The sequence below is a fragment of the Sphingomonas sp. AOB5 genome, from assembly GCF_029433115.1.
Lineage (GTDB): Bacteria > Pseudomonadota > Alphaproteobacteria > Sphingomonadales > Sphingomonadaceae > Sphingomonas.
Window position 1 is genome coordinate 175372 of the sequence record NZ_JARNTV010000001.1, and the last position, 14359, is coordinate 189730.

A 14359-nucleotide genomic window follows, 5' to 3' on the forward strand; every position below is an offset into this window, starting at 1 on the left:
GTGGCCGCCCACACAGCACTCTTATCGCCAAAGGAGCCGCATGAGCCGCAAGCCTGTCCCCGCCCAGTCCGGTGATCGCAGCCGCGTTGAGGTTACGTTCGACAAGCCCCAGCTCCTGCCGCGATTGTTCGGCGAATTCGACAGCAACATCCTGGCGCTCGAGGAGCGGCTGGGCGTCTATATCCATGCCCGCGGCCAGCGCGTGCAGATCGAGGGTTCGGCGGAATCGGTCGCCCATGCCCGCGAAGTGCTGCAGGAGCTGCACAGCCGGGTGATCCGCGGCGAGGATATCGATACCGGGCTGATCGACGCGGTGATCGCGATGTCGAGCGAGCCGACCTTCAGCGGCATCATCCGCGCCGACAACGGCAATGCCCCGCCGCCGATCATGATCCGCACGCGCAAGAAGACCATCGTCCCGCGCTCGGTCGCGCAGACCCAATATATGCGCGCTTTGGTGTCGAACGACATGATCTTCGCGCTGGGGCCGGCGGGCACCGGCAAGACCTATCTCGCGGTCGCTCAGGCGGTGGCGCAGCTCATCACCGGCAGCGTCCAGCGCCTGATCCTGTCGCGTCCAGCGGTGGAGGCCGGCGAGAAGCTCGGCTTCCTGCCCGGCGACATGAAGGACAAGGTCGATCCCTATCTCCGCCCGCTCTACGACGCGCTGAACGACTGCCTGCCCGCCGAGCAGGTCGAGCGGCGCATCGCCAGCGGCGAGATCGAGATCGCCCCGATCGCCTTCATGCGCGGCCGCACGCTGGCCGACGCGTTCGTCATCCTCGACGAGGCTCAGAACACCACGCCGATGCAGATGAAGATGTTCCTCACTCGCTTCGGCCAGAACAGCCGGATGGTGATCTGCGGCGACGCCAACCAGAGCGACTTGCCCGGCGGCCCCAAGGCTTCCGGCCTGAACGACGCAGTCGAAAAGCTGGAGGGCATCGAAGGCATCGCCATCAGCCGCTTCACCTCGGCCGACGTGGTACGCCATCCGATCGTCGGCCGCATCGTCGAGGCGTATGAGGGTTCGGATGCTTGATCTTCTCAATCCTCCCCCGGAGGGGGAGGGGGACCGCGAAGCGGTGGAGGGGGCCTGCCCCAAGCGATATCGCCCGCGGCGTTCCCCCTCCGTCAGCTACGCTGCCACCTCCTCCTCCGGGGGAGGATCAGGAATTTCCAATGCTTGACGTCGCCGTCCAGGCCGAACCCGAATGGCCCGAAGCCGATTGGGAAGCCCTCGCCACCCGCGCCGCCGCTGCTGCGCTGGCGCAGTCGCCCTATGCCGGTTGGGCGGACTCAGACGCCTGCATCGAAGTCGCGATCCGCATGACCGACGATGACGAGGTCCACGGTCTCAACCTGCAATATCGCCAGAAGGACAAGCCGACCAACGTCCTGTCCTTCCCGATGATCCAGCCCGATCTGCTCGATACGGTCACGCAGAACAGCGACGATGGCGAGGTCATCTTGGGCGATATCGTGCTCGCCCACGGGGTCTGCGCGGCCGAGGCGGTGGAGCGCGGAATCTCCACTGCGGATCATGCAACGCACCTGATTGTCCACGGCACCCTGCATTTGCTAGGATATGACCACCAAGGGGATTCCGAAGCCGAGGTGATGGAGGAGATGGAGCGCGCCGCGCTTGCCGGTCTCGGCCTTCACGACCCCTACCCAGTACGCGAGGATTGATCACTTCCATGGCCGATGGCCCCAGTAGCACCGGAAACGGAGACAGTAGCACCGAGAGCGGTGGGATATGGCGCAGCCTGCGCGCCCTGTTGTTCGGCGATGCCCAGGAAGAGACGCTCCGCGACAAGCTGGAAGACGCGATCGACGAGCATGAAGGCGATGGGGCCAAGGGTCCCGCGGGCGATCTCGCCCCGATCGAGCGCCAGATGCTCAAGAACCTGCTCCATTTCGGCGAGCGTGACGCAGGCGATGTCGGCGTGCCCCGCGCGGACATCATCGCGGTGGCCGACGACACCAGCTTCGCCGATCTGGTGACGCTGTTCGCCGAGGCCGGGCACAGCCGCCTTCCGGTCTATCGCGGCGAGCTCGATACGGTCGTCGGCATGGTCCATATCAAGGACGTGTTCGCGATCCTCGCGACCGGCGCCAAGCCGCCCGCCTCGATTTCCACCCTGATCCGCCAGCCGCTCTATGTCCCGCAATCGATGGGCGCGCTCGATCTGCTCGCCCAGATGCGCGGCAGCCGCACGCATCTTGCCGTGGTGCTCGACGAATATTCGGGCACCGAGGGTCTGATCACCATCGAGGACCTGATCGAGGAGATCGTCGGCGAGATCGAGGACGAGCATGACGAGGCGCCGATCCAGATGCTCGTGCCGCTCGACGGCGGCGGCTGGGACGCCGATGCCCGCGCCGAGCTGGAGGATGTCGGCGAGACCGTCGATCCCCGGCTGGCCGAGGTCGAGGAAGATGTCGACACGCTGGGCGGCCTCGCCTTCGTGCTGGCGGGCCATGTGCCTCAGGCGGGCGAATGTCTCGAGCATGACAGCGGCTGGACGCTCGAGATCGTCGATGCCGACACCCGCCGCGTGAGCCGCCTCCGCCTGCATCCGCCCAAGGAGCTGGTCGTCCCCGAGGAGTGACGCGAAAGCCCGTTGGAAAAATACGGCTGTGCTCCGGCGAAGGCCGGAGCGCTGGCAGTCAACGGACCGCAATACGACCAACGCTCCGGCCTTCGCCGGAGCACGTGCGGGACAGGCTGGACATGACCCGAATCGACCCGATGTCGCGCCACAGGATTTGACTGGCGCCCTACCGGCACCCGACCTAAACTCCCGCCATGCGGAAATATCTGAGACCGATCCTGTTCGCCCTGGTGGGGCTGATCCTCCTGCTGTTCGTTGTGTGGTGGTGGGTCAGCCGTCCCGATGTCGCGCGCTACAGCGTCGAGGATGTCAGCGGCCGCGTGCCGCAGCTTTCCGAAGTGCGGCCGCAGGTCTTCCCGACGATGAACGTCGCCCCCGCGGTCGGCTGGGCGGGTGGCGCGAAGCCGACACCGGCCAAGGGGCTGAAGGTCCAGGCCTTTGCCGATGGCCTCGATCATCCGCGCTGGCTCTATCGCCTGCCCAATGGCGACGTGCTGGTCGCCGAGAGCAATTCGCCGCCGCGCGACGTGGGCGGGATCACCGGCATGGTGATGGGATCGCTGATGAAGAAGGCTGGTGCCGCCGGCCCCTCGGCCAATCGCATCACCCTGCTCCGCGACACCGATAATGACGGCGTCGCCGATCAGAAGTCGGTGCTCCTCTCTGGCCTCAACTCGCCGCACGGCATGGTGGTGATGGGCGACTGGATCTATGTCGCCAACACCGACGCATTGGTCCGCTTCCCCTACAAGCCCGGCGATACGAAGATCACCGCCAAAGCGGAGAAGATCGTCGACCTGCCCGGCGGCGGCAATCACTGGGCGCGCAACGTGATCGCCGCGCCCGGCGGCAAGAGCCTCTATGTCTCGATCGGTTCGGCTTCGAACATCGCCGAGAACGGGCTGGAGGCCGAAGGCGCCGCCTACACCGCGCGCACCAGCGCCGAACAGACCCGCGCCTCGCGCCAGATCGGCCGCGCGATGATCGTCGAGGTGTTCCCGGATACCAAGCGCAGCAACCTGTTCGCCTGGGGCCTGCGCAATGCCAACGGCATGGCGATCGAACCGGCGACCCAGACCCTGTGGGCCGTGGTCAACGAACGCGACATGCTCGGATCGGACATGCCGCCCGATTATCTCGCGCGCATCGATCTGGGCAGCTTCTTCGGCTGGCCGTGGAATTACTGGGGCGGCTATGTCGACAAGCGGGTCAATCCCGGCCGTCCTGACCTGCGCGAATATACCAAGCGTCCCGAATTCTCGCTCGGGCCGCACACCGCGCCGCTCGGCCTCACCTTTGCCAACGAGGCGAAGCTGGGCGGGCCGTTCGCCAATGGCGCGTTCATCGGCCTGCACGGTTCGTGGAATCGCAAGCCGCTGTCGGGCTACAAGGTGGTGTTCGTGCCGTTCGGGCCGGACGGTTTCCCGCCGCGCGGCACCAAGCCGGTCGACGTGCTCACCGGCTTCCTCGACAAGGAAGACCAGGCACAGGGCCGCCCGGTCGCGGTGATCGTCGATGCCTCGGGCGGGCTGCTGGTCGCCGACGATGTCGGCAACGTCATCTGGCGCGTCAGCGCGCAGTGAGCGGGGTCAGGATCCGCAAGGCAGCCCTGCTGGCGGCGGCGTGCGCGCTGCTGGGTGCCGCCGCGCCCGCACCGCAACAGGCGCCGTCGCTGACGTCGCTGGCCGAATGCCGCCTGAGCTATGTCGATGCCAAGAAGGCGACCGGCGCGCTGACCCCGATCCGCTCGATCGACGAAAGCACCGCCAGCGAACAGAATGTCACCGACACCTATGCGCATCAGGGCGTGACCCTGTTCGGCCTCAAGGTGAAGATGTTCACCCTCAACGAGTTCGACGACACGCGCATCCACCAGCATATGTACGGCGCCGAAGTCGATGACAGCTTCGCCAACGCCCGCACCGCGCTGCTCCGCGCGCACGGCAAGGCGCGTTGCGAACTGGTCGATGTCGACGAACCCGGCAGCCGCACCTGCCTGATCCATCTGCGCAGCGACAATACGGATCAGGAGCACGACGTCGATCTGCTGCTGGCCGAACGCAACAATTCGGTCCGCAGCGGCTGCGTGTACAGCTCGCCGGGCGCGCTGCACTAGCTCCAAACAATCCTCTCTCCGTTGGGGGCTGTGCTCCGGCGAAGGCCGGAGCGTAGGCGGTCAACGCATCACCTTATGTCCAACGCTCCGGCCTTCGCCGGAGCACGGCTACTCTTCGAAAGCGGAGGATGAGTGAGACTCACTCCCCGATCGCATATTCCGTCGCGACCGGCTCCTCGGCGGCATAGCCTGCCCGGGTCGCCGCGATCCGGCCTTCGTCCATCAGATTGTCTGCGGCGCGGTCCGCCCATCCGGCCTCGGCAGGCGGGATCGCGGCAAAGGCCGGTTCGGTGCTCCCATGATAGCTGCGGTCCATCCCCGCCACGGTGAAGTTGGCGAGCATCGCCCCGCCGCAGCTGCCCAGCGCGACGATCGCAGTCAGTCCCGCGATAAGCGGACCGGCGCGGGAATTGCGGGCGATGCGGTGAAACCAGCGGGGCATGCGACCCGAACGGCTCCGCCCCGCCATCGTTCCGCTACTTGAGCAGCTTCGGCGCGACCTGCATCAGCTTGTCGCGCACCTTGCCCGCGAACAGCGCCAGCATCGGCGGCAGATCGACTTCGGCATGGACCTTGTTGTCGAACACCTCGATCCGGCTCGCCACCGTCTGGCCCAGCGCGGTGACGGTGAAGTGCAACGTGTCACCTTCCCAGCGATGGTTCACCGTGCCGCCGCCCGGCACCATGTCCGCCAGCTTGCCGACCCCGCCGGCCATGCGCGCCTTCGCGGCCTCGCGGCCCAGATTGTGCGGGATATCGACCTTGATCGGTTCGGGCATTGTCTTCCTTCAGGTGGCGAACAGCATGCTATCGTCGGCAAACGCCTTGAACTCCAATGCGTTGCCGCTGGGATCGCGAAAGAACATCGTCGCCTGCTCGCCCGGCTGACCCTTGAAGCGGACATAGGGCGCGATCCCGAACGGCACGCCCGCAGCCTCGACCCGCCCGGCCAGCTTTTCCCAGTCGGCCATGGTCAGCACCACGCCGAAATGCGGCACCGGCACGTCATGACCATCCACCGCATTCTCGGCCGCAACCGGCTTCGCCGCGGGATCGAGATGCGCGACGATCTGGTGACCGAACAGGTCGAAATCGATCCAGTGATCCGACGACCGCCCCTCCGGGCAACCCATCACCTCACCATAGAAATGGCGCGCGGCGGCCAGGTCATGGACCGGAAAGGCGAGATGAAAGGGGCGAAGCATCGTCGCGGCTTACCGCGTGCTTGACCGCGCGCCAACGGGGATCGCATCCTCCTCGCAACAAGGGAAGCCGACAAATGGGGAATGTCGATGATCCGCATGCTTGCTGCCATGCTGTTTCCGGTGCTCGCGCCCCTGCAGGATTCGGCGGCCCTGACACGCGTTCTGGCCTGTCAGCTTCCGGTGACCGAGGCGATCGAGCTTGCGAGAAAGGTCCCGGTCCATCGTTCGCGTGACGACAGCGAGTCGGGCGCGATCGAAACAACCAATTTCTATTCCGGAGCGGGCGTGACCGTGCTGGGCATGCCGGTACGATCGGCCGCCAGCAGCATCTTCATCGAGGATAGGATGACCGAGATCGCCTTCGCGGCGCGGCTCGACGGAACGTTTGCGGATATGTCCGCGCTATTGTTGCGCCATTACCGCGCATCCCAATGCCTCAGCACCCAGTCGCCCCGTGGCGCGCCGGTGTGCCTGTTGCACCTGCGCAGCGAAACGCTGGAAGACACATTGCTCGATGTGGATGTGCAGATCAGCGAAGTGGGTGGCCGCGTCCAGTTCGAATGCCTCTATGGCACCAACGGGCACTAGCCGGTAAGGCGGCCGCCATGCGCGACCGCCCCTTGCTTGCCGCCCTGCTCGCCGGGCTGATCTCCGCCACCGGCTTTGCGCCGCTCGATTTCTGGCCGCTGCTGCTGATCGGACTCGCGGTCCTGCTCCACCTGATCCACGAGGCACCGACCCTGCGCGCGGCGCTGTTGCGCGGCTGGCTGTTCGGCCTCGGCCATTTCACGATCGGCAGCAACTGGATCCAGCACGCCTTCGAGTTTCAGGACCAGATGCCCGCTGCCTTCGGCTATGGCGCGGTGGTCTTGCTCGCCTGCTATCTCGCAATCTATCCGGCGATGGCGATGGGGCTGGCATGGCGCTTCGCCCGGCAGGTGCCGTCGCGCGCCGGATGGCCGGGGCCGGACGCCGCCTATGTCCTCGCCGCCGCCGCCGCATGGATCGTGTGCGAATGGCTGCGCAGCGTGATGTTCACCGGCTATCCGTGGAACCCGCTCGGCGTCGCATGGCTGGCAACACCGGTCGCCCAGTCCGCCACGATGCTCGGCACCTATGCCCTGTCCGGCGTGATGGTGATCGCGGCGGGCGCGCTCTATCTCGCTGCGCATCGCGACTTCCGTACCGCGGGCGCATTCGTCGCCGTGCCGGTCCTGCTGTCGCTGGTCAGCTTGCCGTTCGAAATCACAGCACCGAGCACCACCGCGCATGTCCGCGTCGTCCAGCCCAATATCGGCCAGGATGCGGTGCAACTGCCCGACTATAACGAGCGCGTCCTCGCCAAGCAGATCGAATGGAGCGGCCGTGCGGGCACGATCCCGCGGCTGGTCGTCTGGCCCGAAGGGATGGTCAATGATTTCATCGAGGACGGCTATCCCGATCCGCGCTTCTACCGCGTCGATCCCCGGCTGATTCGCGCACGCATCGCCGCGATACTCGGCCCGCGCGACATGATGCTGATCGGCGGCAACGCGCTGTTCTTCGATGATCGCGGCATGCTTTCCGGCGCGAGCAATTCGATCTGGGCGATCGATCCCGATGGCATGCTGGGGACTCGCTACGACAAGGCGCATCTCGTGCCGTTCGGCGAGTATCTCCCGTTGCGGAGTATACTCCAGCCGCTCGGTCTCGCCCGCTTCGTGATGGGCGATATCGAATTCATCCCCGGCCCCGGCCCGCGCACCGTCAGCGTGCCCGGCTTCGGCAAGGTGGGGATGCAGATCTGCTACGAGATCATCTTCTCCGGCCACATTGTCGATCCCGCCAACCGCCCCGATTTCCTGTTCAACCCTTCGAACGATGCCTGGTTCGGCAGCTGGGGTCCGCCGCAGCATCTGGCGCAGGCGCGGATGCGTGCGATCGAGGAGGGGCTGCCCATCCTGCGCTCCACCCCCACCGGCATCTCGGCGATCATCGATGCGCGCGGGCAGCTGATCGGCACGGTGCCGCACAATCAGGAAGGCGCAGCCGAAGCGCCCCTGCCCCCGCCCGGCGCGCCGACGCTGTTCAGCCGCATGGGCAACTGGATGGCGTTCCTCGTCGCGGCGCTGTTCCTGCTGATTGCGATTGCCATCCGCCGCGTCCCTCGCTAGTGCAGCATTGATATAAGGAAAGCTTTATATGGGCATGGCAACGGCCCGGCTTTCCTCGCCCCACAAGAGGAATTTCCATGCGTTCCAACTATCTCTTCACGTCCGAATCGGTTTCTGAAGGCCATCCGGACAAAGTTTCCGACCAGATTTCCGACGCCATCGTCGATCTGTTCCTCTCGAAGGATCCGGAAGCCCGCATCGCGTGCGAGACGCTGACCACCACCCAGCTGGTGGTTCTGGCCGGCGAAATCCGCGGCAAGGGCATCATGGACACCGAGGGCAACTGGGCTCCGGGCGTCAAGGAAGAAGTCGAAGCGGCCGTCCGCAACACGGTCAAGAAGATCGGCTATGAGCAGGACGGCTTCCACTGGGAGACGCTGCGCTTCGAGAACAACTTGCATCCGCAGTCGGCGCACATCGCGCAGGGCGTGGACGCGTCGGGCAACAAGGACGAAGGCGCCGGCGATCAGGGCATCATGTTCGGCTATGCTGCCGACGATACGCCCGATCTGATGCCCGCGACTCTCTACTACAGCCACAAGATCCTCGAGCAGATGGCGGCCGACCGCCACTCGGGCAAGGCACCGTTCCTCGAGCCGGACACCAAGAGCCAGGTCACGCTGCGCTACGAGGGCAGCAAGCCCGTCGCCTGCACCGCGATCGTCGTCTCGACCCAGCATGCCAAGGGCTATGACGAAGGCGCGAAGGAAGCCGAGCTCCATGCTTATGTGAAGTCGGTCGTCGCGGACGTGATCCCGGCCGAGCTTCTGTCGGACGAGACCGTCTACCACATCAACCCGACCGGCAGCTTCGAGATCGGTGGACCCGATGGCGACGCAGGCCTCACCGGCCGCAAGATCATCGTCGACACCTATGGCGGCGCAGCACCGCACGGCGGCGGCGCTTTCTCGGGCAAGGATCCGACCAAGGTCGATCGCTCGGCGGCGTACATCACCCGCTATCTGGCGAAGAACATCGTCGCCGCGGGCCTCGCCCAGCGCTGCACGATCCAGCTCGCCTATGCCATCGGCGTTGCCAAGCCGCTGTCGCTCTATGTCGACACCCACGGCACCGGCACCGTCGGCGACGACAAGATCGAGGAAGCGATCCTGGGCATCGAGAAGCTGGGCGGCCTGACCCCGCGCGGCATCCGCACCCATCTCGGCCTCAACAAGCCGATCTATGCCAAGACCGCGGCGTACGGCCATTTCGGCCGCAAGCCGGAAGGCGACTTCTTCCCCTGGGAGAAGACCGACCTGGTCGACGATCTGAAGGCCGCGCTGGCCTAAGTCTTCGCAAACAGTGTTTCGAAACCCCCGTCGCGGCCCGCCCGCGGCGGGGGTTTTCGTTTGAAATGAAATCCTCCCCCGGAGGGGGAGGTGGCAGCGCAGCTGACGGAGGGGGAACGCCGCGGGCGATATCGCTCGTAACGGCATCGACTCCTAACAAACAAACCCCCTCCCCAGCGAAGGCTGGGGAGGGGTGTAAGGCAGTGCCTGAATGGTGCCGCCTCCCCCTCCGGGGCAGTATCCGGAAGGCTTGCGGCGCCGACACGCCGCTGTCACCTTCGCCCCCGATACCGGGTCCGGGGAGAGGTTCATGATCCGCAAGACGATCGCGCTGCTGACAGGATTGCTGCTCACCCTCGCAGCGTTGCCGGCCGCCGCCCAGCAAAGTTACGCCGTCCCCAAGGGCGCGCCGTTCGTCCACAAGCATAGCGGGCTCAAACTGCCCGACACCCTGCTCGGCATGCCGATGAGCGCGATCCGCGAGGTCGCCGAGGATCAGCTCGACATCTTCTTCAACTATCAGCTCCCGGGCAGGAACGAGCTGGTCAGCGTCTATATCTATCGCCTGCCGATCGGCGGCGTGCCGGTCTGGTTCGATCGCGCGCGCCATTCGATCGAGAGCCGTACCGATGTCTATGGCACGGTGACCCCGCTGGGCGTCACCGCCTTCGCCCCGCCGCGGCAGACCAGCACCAGCGGCCTCGCGCTCGTCTACCGCCTTGCCGGTACCAGCCCGTTCCGCAGCACCGGCCTCGCGCTGCTGCCGATGGGCGAATGGCTGGTGAAGATCCGCTATTCCTCCGATTCGCTCAGCGCCGAGGCGCTCGCCCCGCGCCTTCGCGCCGTTCTCGATCAGCTCGGCTGGCCCGCGGGCATCGCTAATAGCGTCCCCGCCCGCCCCGTCCGCCCCTGCACGACCCCGCTGGCGCTCAGCGGCGAAGCGCGGGAACTGGTCCCCGACGAGGAAACCCTGTCCGCCGATGGCTCGGCCAGCTTGAGAATCCCCACCGGCGAACCTGCCGGCACCGTGCCCGAGGACTGGTGCCTCGATCCCACAACGTCGCCGGTCGGCGGCATCTATCGCCCGGCCGACGCGCCGCAGGGCTATCTGCTGACGATCAACGATGCCGGCCGCGCCGTCTTCGTCACGCCGGTCGCGGTGGAACGCGGCGCAAAGCCGGCCTGGGTCGTGCAACTGATCGAGGCCGCGCGCACGGTCAATTTCCTGCGCCACGACCGGCTGCCCTCGCCCGATCAGGCAGTCGAGATCGTCAATTCGGGGCGATACGGCTCGATCACCACCACCTTCGGCCTGAGCCGCACCATCACCATCAACTCGGAGTGGCTGAAATGAAGCCCGTCCTCGCCTTCGCCGCCCTGACCCTCGCAACGCCTGCCCTCGCCCAGACCCCCGCGATCGTCCCGATGCCGACGCCTGCGCCAGTACCCGCCTTCACGGCGCCGCCCGCCGAGTCGCCTGCCGACGCCGAGGCGATTCGCATCGCCGAAGAACGCGGCAAGCTGATCTACGCCTATGATCAGGCAGCCTGGCACGGCACCGACGATTTCCTCGCCAAAGTGAAGGATCCCGCCGCGATCGCGGGCGGCTATATCGCCGATGGCCCGGTCGATGCGCCGCGGCTGACCTTCTTCAGCAAGGACAGGACGAACCCGCAGGCGGTCTATGTCGCACAGTTCCGCGGCAACCGGCTCGTCTCGAGCAAGGTGCTGGGCGAGAAGGACGACCGCCGCCTCAGCCCACAGCTCGTATCGATGATTCGCGCGCGCGAAACCGCCGGCGAGGCATGGCGTACCGCGCCGGGCAGCTTCGCCTGCGTCCGCGACAAGCCGATGAACACCGTCGTCCTGCCCCCCGCGACTCCGGGCGGCCCGATGCTGGTCTATCTGCTCACGCCCCAAACCGAGATGGCGAAACTGCCCTTCGGCGGCCATTTCCGGGTCGAAATCGGGCCCGACGGCAAGCCCGGCGCGATCCGCGGATTCACCCGTTCCTGCCTGACCGTGCCGATTCCCGGCCCCCGGCAGCCCGTTACCTCGATCGGAGTCGCCCATCTGCTCGATCCGGTGCCTACGGAGATTCACGTTTTCTCGTCGCTGGCAGCAAAAAAGCCGCTCATCGTCGTCATCGAAAATCCGGAAAAACGTTATTATTCAGTCGAGAACGGTGAAATAAACCGGATGTCGAACGACAAGTTCAAGCCAGAAAACGGCTTCTGACACCGGGCGACTCGCGGAGTCAGGCTGAATTCATCGCCTATACTGGAGAATCCCTACTCAGGAGGAATCCAACGGGGCACCGCCCTGAGTTTCGATTGATCTGCGTTAACCATACTCAGATCACATCCAAAGGGGAGTTCGTAATGCTTATCGCCGCCCAGCCAGTCAGTTCCACTCCGGCCAGTTCTGTCATCGTCGAACTCAGCATCGCGTTTCAGCCGATGCTCCATGGCGAGCGGATCTTCGCTTTCCGCGCCGAAGTCACCGGGCCGGGCGGGCGGGCGTTCGAAGCGGTGCTGGGTGCACTGGCTCCCGAAAAGCGCCACGCCCTCGATTGCCGCCGCGCCGCCCTTGCGCTCCGCCAGGCGATCGCCGCCGGCATCGTCCAGAGCGACGCGCTGCTCCTCCTCCCGGTCAACGCCGCCAGCGCCACGCCTGAAGCGCTGATCGCCGATCTTCTGGCCGCCGCGCGTGACAGCGGTTTCCCGGCCGACCGCCTCGTCCTCGAAATCAGCGCCGACGAGCGCGGCAACCTCGCCCCCGCCACCCGCTTCGCCGAGCTTTGTGCGGAGGCTGGCATTTCGATTGCGCTCTCCTCCTTCGCTTCGGGTCCGGTCGGCCTCAACCTGCTCGCAAAGTTCGCCCCGCGCTTCGTCACCCTCGATCGCAGCCTGGTGCGCAACATCGATCGCAGCGAGTCGCTCCGCCTGATCGTCGACGGCGCGCTCCGCCTCGCCCGGCGCCGCGGCGTCGTGATGGTCGCCCCGCTCACCGAGACTCGCGGCGAGCTGGCCGCGCTGCTGCGGATCGGCGTCGAGCATCTTCAGGGCGGCTGGATCAATGTCGAACCGGCCCAGCGCCGCATCGCCCCTCGCCGCGAACCGCGCACCCTGCCGCTCGGCACCCAGCGCGACCTGCTGACGCATCGCCGCCAGCCGAATCTGGCGCAGGACGCCATCGCCGCGCTGCGTTCGGTCCTCGCCTGACTTGCGCTATGCAGCAGCGGCGTTAGTGCCGCGCGCATGACCGCGCACAAACCCGGCGATCCCACCACGCTCCGCCGCCTCTATGGCCGTTCCAAGGGCCACAAGCTGCGCGACGGACAGGCCGCGCTGATCGAGGAATCGCTTCCCCGCTACAGCGTGCCCGAAACCGGCCCGCTCGATTCCCGCATCCTGTTCGGCGACGATCGCCCGCTGCAGGTCGAGATCGGCTTCGGCGCCGGCGAGCATCTCGCGGGTCAGGCCGGTGCCAATCCCGATCACGGCTTTGTCGGCTGCGAACCCTTCCTCAACGGCGTGGTCGGCGCGCTCAACCATATCCGCGACGACAAGCTGGAGAACGTGCGCCTGCACATGGGCGACGCACTCGACGTGCTCGAACGCCTGCCCGACGCCAGCCTGACGCGCGTCTATCTGCTCCATCCCGATCCCTGGCCCAAGGCGCGCCACTCCAAGCGCCGCATGGTCAATCCCGGCCCGCTCGATCTGATCGCGCGCAAGCTGAAGTCCGGCGCCGAATTCCGCCTGGGCACCGACGATCCCACCTATTGCCGCTGGTCGATGATGGTGCTGAACCAGCGCCGCGATTTCGTGTGGCAGGCGAACACGCCACAGGATTTCCTCACCCGCCCCGCCGACTGGCCGCAGACCCGGTACGAGATGAAGGCGCGGCAAAAGGGGCATGAAGTCTGGTATTTCCGCTACATCCGCACCTGATTTCGCCGCCGCCCATTGTTCAGCGGCGAAATCCATGCTCACCAGCGAGTGTGATGATCGCGACCCGCCAGACCCTGCCGCATGCGTAAGGCCGCATCCGCGCTCGATTATCGCGTGCTGGCGCGGCGGCGGCTGCCGCACTTCCTGTTCGAATATATCGATGGCGGCGCCTACGGCCAGGTGACGCTGCGCCGGAATATCGAGGATCTCGAGACTGTCGTGCTGCGCCAGCGCGTGCTGCGTGACGTCTCGCGCATCGACCTGAGCACCAATCTGCTCGGCGAGCGACTCGCCATGCCCGTCGCGCTCGCCCCGGTCGGGCTTGCCGGCATGTATGCCCGGCGCGGCGAGGTCCAGGCCGCCCGCGCCGCGCACAAGGCGGGGATCCAGCTCGCGCTCTCCACCATGTCGCTCTGCGGCCTGCCCGAAGTCGCCGCCGCGGTCGAAAAGCCGATCTGGTTCCAGCTCTACATGGTCAAGGATCACGGCTTCATCCGCGACATGCTGCAGATCGCGCGCGATCAGGGCTGCACCACCTTGTTCCTCACCGTCGACCTGCCCATGCCCGGATCGCGCTACCGCGACGTCCATTCCGGGCTGACCGGTGCGGCCGGGCCGATGGGCCAGCTCCGCCGCTTCGTGCAGGGCGCGATGCGGCCCGGCTGGGCGTGGGACGTCGGGGTGCGCGGCCGCCCGCACCAGCTCGGCAATGTCGCGCCGATGCTGGGCAAGGACAGCGGCATGCTCGACTTTCTCGGCTGGATCGCGGGCAATTTCGATCCTTCGATCACCTGGAAGGATCTCGACTGGATCCGCGCCGAATGGCCTGGCAAGTTCGTGGTCAAGGGCATCCTCGACGAAGGCGATGCGCGCGATGCCGCCGCGGCAGGCGTGGACGGCATCGTCGTCTCCAACCATGGCGGCCGCCAGCTCGATGGCGTGCTCTCCTCGGCCCGCGCGCTGCCCGCCATCGCCGATGCGGTGGGCGACGAACTCGAGATCCTCGCCGATGGCGGCGTCCG

At 66.4% G+C, this 14359-nt stretch carries 16 protein-coding genes; 13 read left to right on the plus strand and 3 right to left on the minus strand.

Annotation, left to right across the window (positions count from 1 at the left end; translation table 11 throughout):
• Positions 1-40: 40 nt before the first annotated feature.
• The 5 genes from P1X14_RS00945 to P1X14_RS00965 all read left to right on the plus strand — a co-directional run bounded on the left by P1X14_RS00945 (position 41) and on the right by P1X14_RS00965 (position 4734).
• The gene (locus tag P1X14_RS00945; RefSeq protein ID WP_277313418.1) at positions 41-1042 is read left to right on the plus strand and encodes a PhoH family protein; all 1002 of its coding nucleotides are present in this window, start codon (positions 41-43) and stop codon (positions 1040-1042) included.
• A gap of 140 nt (positions 1043-1182) precedes the next feature.
• Positions 1183-1692 carry an rRNA maturation RNase YbeY gene (ybeY, locus tag P1X14_RS00950; RefSeq protein WP_277313419.1) on the plus strand — a complete coding sequence of 170 codons (510 nt, stop codon included), beginning with the start codon at positions 1183-1185 and terminating at the stop codon, positions 1690-1692.
• An 8-nt stretch (positions 1693-1700) separates the two neighbouring features.
• Positions 1701-2615: a hemolysin family protein gene (locus tag P1X14_RS00955; protein ID WP_277313420.1), complete on the plus strand. Its 915-nt coding sequence runs from the start codon at positions 1701-1703 to the stop codon at positions 2613-2615.
• A gap of 197 nt (positions 2616-2812) precedes the next feature.
• On the plus strand, positions 2813-4201 hold the full coding sequence (locus P1X14_RS00960; protein WP_277313421.1) for a sorbosone dehydrogenase family protein: 1389 nt from the start codon (positions 2813-2815) through the stop codon (positions 4199-4201).
• The gene (locus P1X14_RS00965; protein ID WP_277313422.1) at positions 4198-4734 is read left to right on the plus strand and encodes a hypothetical protein; all 537 of its coding nucleotides are present in this window, start codon (positions 4198-4200) and stop codon (positions 4732-4734) included. The genes P1X14_RS00960 and P1X14_RS00965 overlap by 4 nt, the downstream gene beginning before the upstream one ends.
• 139 nt (positions 4735-4873) lie before the next feature.
• Here P1X14_RS00965 and P1X14_RS00970 read toward each other — a convergent pair whose 3' ends face one another.
• Genes P1X14_RS00970 through P1X14_RS00980 form a run of 3 tightly spaced genes read right to left on the minus strand, consistent with a single transcriptional unit; the run spans position 4874 to position 5939 of the window.
• The gene (locus P1X14_RS00970; RefSeq protein WP_277313423.1) at positions 4874-5176 is read right to left on the minus strand and encodes a hypothetical protein; all 303 of its coding nucleotides are present in this window, start codon (positions 5174-5176) and stop codon (positions 4874-4876) included.
• Positions 5177-5210: 34 nt separating this feature from the next.
• Positions 5211-5513: a polyhydroxyalkanoic acid system family protein gene (locus P1X14_RS00975; protein WP_277313424.1), complete on the minus strand. Its 303-nt coding sequence runs from the start codon at positions 5511-5513 to the stop codon at positions 5211-5213.
• Positions 5514-5522: 9 nt separating this feature from the next.
• Positions 5523-5939: a VOC family protein gene (locus tag P1X14_RS00980; RefSeq protein ID WP_277313425.1), complete on the minus strand. Its 417-nt coding sequence runs from the start codon at positions 5937-5939 to the stop codon at positions 5523-5525.
• Positions 5940-6026: 87 nt separating this feature from the next.
• On the opposite strand from P1X14_RS00980, the gene P1X14_RS00985 reads away from it, so the two are divergent.
• The 8 genes from P1X14_RS00985 to P1X14_RS01020 form a co-directional block, all read left to right on the plus strand.
• Positions 6027-6527, plus strand: a complete 501-nt coding sequence (locus P1X14_RS00985) for a hypothetical protein (protein ID WP_277313426.1) — start codon at positions 6027-6029, stop codon at positions 6525-6527.
• 17 nt (positions 6528-6544) lie between these two features.
• Positions 6545-8092, plus strand: a complete 1548-nt coding sequence (lnt, locus tag P1X14_RS00990; protein ID WP_277313427.1) for an apolipoprotein N-acyltransferase — start codon at positions 6545-6547, stop codon at positions 8090-8092.
• A gap of 77 nt (positions 8093-8169) precedes the next feature.
• Positions 8170-9381, plus strand: a complete 1212-nt coding sequence (metK, locus tag P1X14_RS00995; RefSeq protein ID WP_277313428.1) for a methionine adenosyltransferase — start codon at positions 8170-8172, stop codon at positions 9379-9381.
• Positions 9382-9691: 310 nt separating this feature from the next.
• Entirely contained in the window at positions 9692-10735 is a 1044-nt protein-coding gene (locus P1X14_RS01000; RefSeq protein ID WP_277313429.1) for a hypothetical protein, read from the plus strand.
• Positions 10732-11619 (plus strand): hypothetical protein, encoded by an 888-nt coding sequence (locus tag P1X14_RS01005; RefSeq protein ID WP_277313430.1) that lies wholly within the window; start codon positions 10732-10734, stop codon positions 11617-11619. Before P1X14_RS01000 ends, P1X14_RS01005 begins: the two co-directional genes overlap by 4 nt.
• 143 nt (positions 11620-11762) lie before the next feature.
• Positions 11763-12605, plus strand: a complete 843-nt coding sequence (locus tag P1X14_RS01010) for an EAL domain-containing protein (RefSeq protein WP_277313431.1) — start codon at positions 11763-11765, stop codon at positions 12603-12605.
• Positions 12606-12641: 36 nt separating this feature from the next.
• The gene (gene trmB, locus P1X14_RS01015) at positions 12642-13337 is read left to right on the plus strand and encodes a tRNA (guanosine(46)-N7)-methyltransferase TrmB (protein WP_277313432.1); all 696 of its coding nucleotides are present in this window, start codon (positions 12642-12644) and stop codon (positions 13335-13337) included.
• A gap of 81 nt (positions 13338-13418) precedes the next feature.
• A partial coding sequence (locus P1X14_RS01020; RefSeq protein WP_277313433.1) for an L-lactate dehydrogenase occupies positions 13419-14359 on the plus strand: 941 nt, incomplete at its 3' end.

What these genes read in the sequence shown, in the direction of transcription:
- P1X14_RS00945 (WP_277313418.1), top strand. Translation starts at nt 41, where the DNA reads ATGAGCCGCAAGCCTGTCCCCGCCCAGTCCGGTGATCGCAGCCGCGTT.
- ybeY (WP_277313419.1), top strand. Translation starts at nt 1,183, where the DNA reads ATGCTTGACGTCGCCGTCCAGGCCGAACCCGAATGGCCCGAAGCCGAT.
- P1X14_RS00955 (WP_277313420.1), top strand. Translation starts at nt 1,701, where the DNA reads ATGGCCGATGGCCCCAGTAGCACCGGAAACGGAGACAGTAGCACCGAG.
- P1X14_RS00960 (WP_277313421.1), top strand. Translation starts at nt 2,813, where the DNA reads ATGCGGAAATATCTGAGACCGATCCTGTTCGCCCTGGTGGGGCTGATC.
- P1X14_RS00970 (WP_277313423.1), bottom strand. Translation starts at nt 5,176, where the DNA reads ATGCCCCGCTGGTTTCACCGCATCGCCCGCAATTCCCGCGCCGGTCCG.
- P1X14_RS00975 (WP_277313424.1), bottom strand. Translation starts at nt 5,513, where the DNA reads ATGCCCGAACCGATCAAGGTCGATATCCCGCACAATCTGGGCCGCGAG.
- P1X14_RS00980 (WP_277313425.1), bottom strand. Translation starts at nt 5,939, where the DNA reads ATGCTTCGCCCCTTTCATCTCGCCTTTCCGGTCCATGACCTGGCCGCC.
- P1X14_RS00985 (WP_277313426.1), top strand. Translation starts at nt 6,027, where the DNA reads ATGATCCGCATGCTTGCTGCCATGCTGTTTCCGGTGCTCGCGCCCCTG.
- lnt (WP_277313427.1), top strand. Translation starts at nt 6,545, where the DNA reads ATGCGCGACCGCCCCTTGCTTGCCGCCCTGCTCGCCGGGCTGATCTCC.
- metK (WP_277313428.1), top strand. Translation starts at nt 8,170, where the DNA reads ATGCGTTCCAACTATCTCTTCACGTCCGAATCGGTTTCTGAAGGCCAT.
- P1X14_RS01000 (WP_277313429.1), top strand. Translation starts at nt 9,692, where the DNA reads ATGATCCGCAAGACGATCGCGCTGCTGACAGGATTGCTGCTCACCCTC.
- P1X14_RS01005 (WP_277313430.1), top strand. Translation starts at nt 10,732, where the DNA reads ATGAAGCCCGTCCTCGCCTTCGCCGCCCTGACCCTCGCAACGCCTGCC.
- P1X14_RS01010 (WP_277313431.1), top strand. Translation starts at nt 11,763, where the DNA reads ATGCTTATCGCCGCCCAGCCAGTCAGTTCCACTCCGGCCAGTTCTGTC.
- trmB (WP_277313432.1), top strand. Translation starts at nt 12,642, where the DNA reads ATGACCGCGCACAAACCCGGCGATCCCACCACGCTCCGCCGCCTCTAT.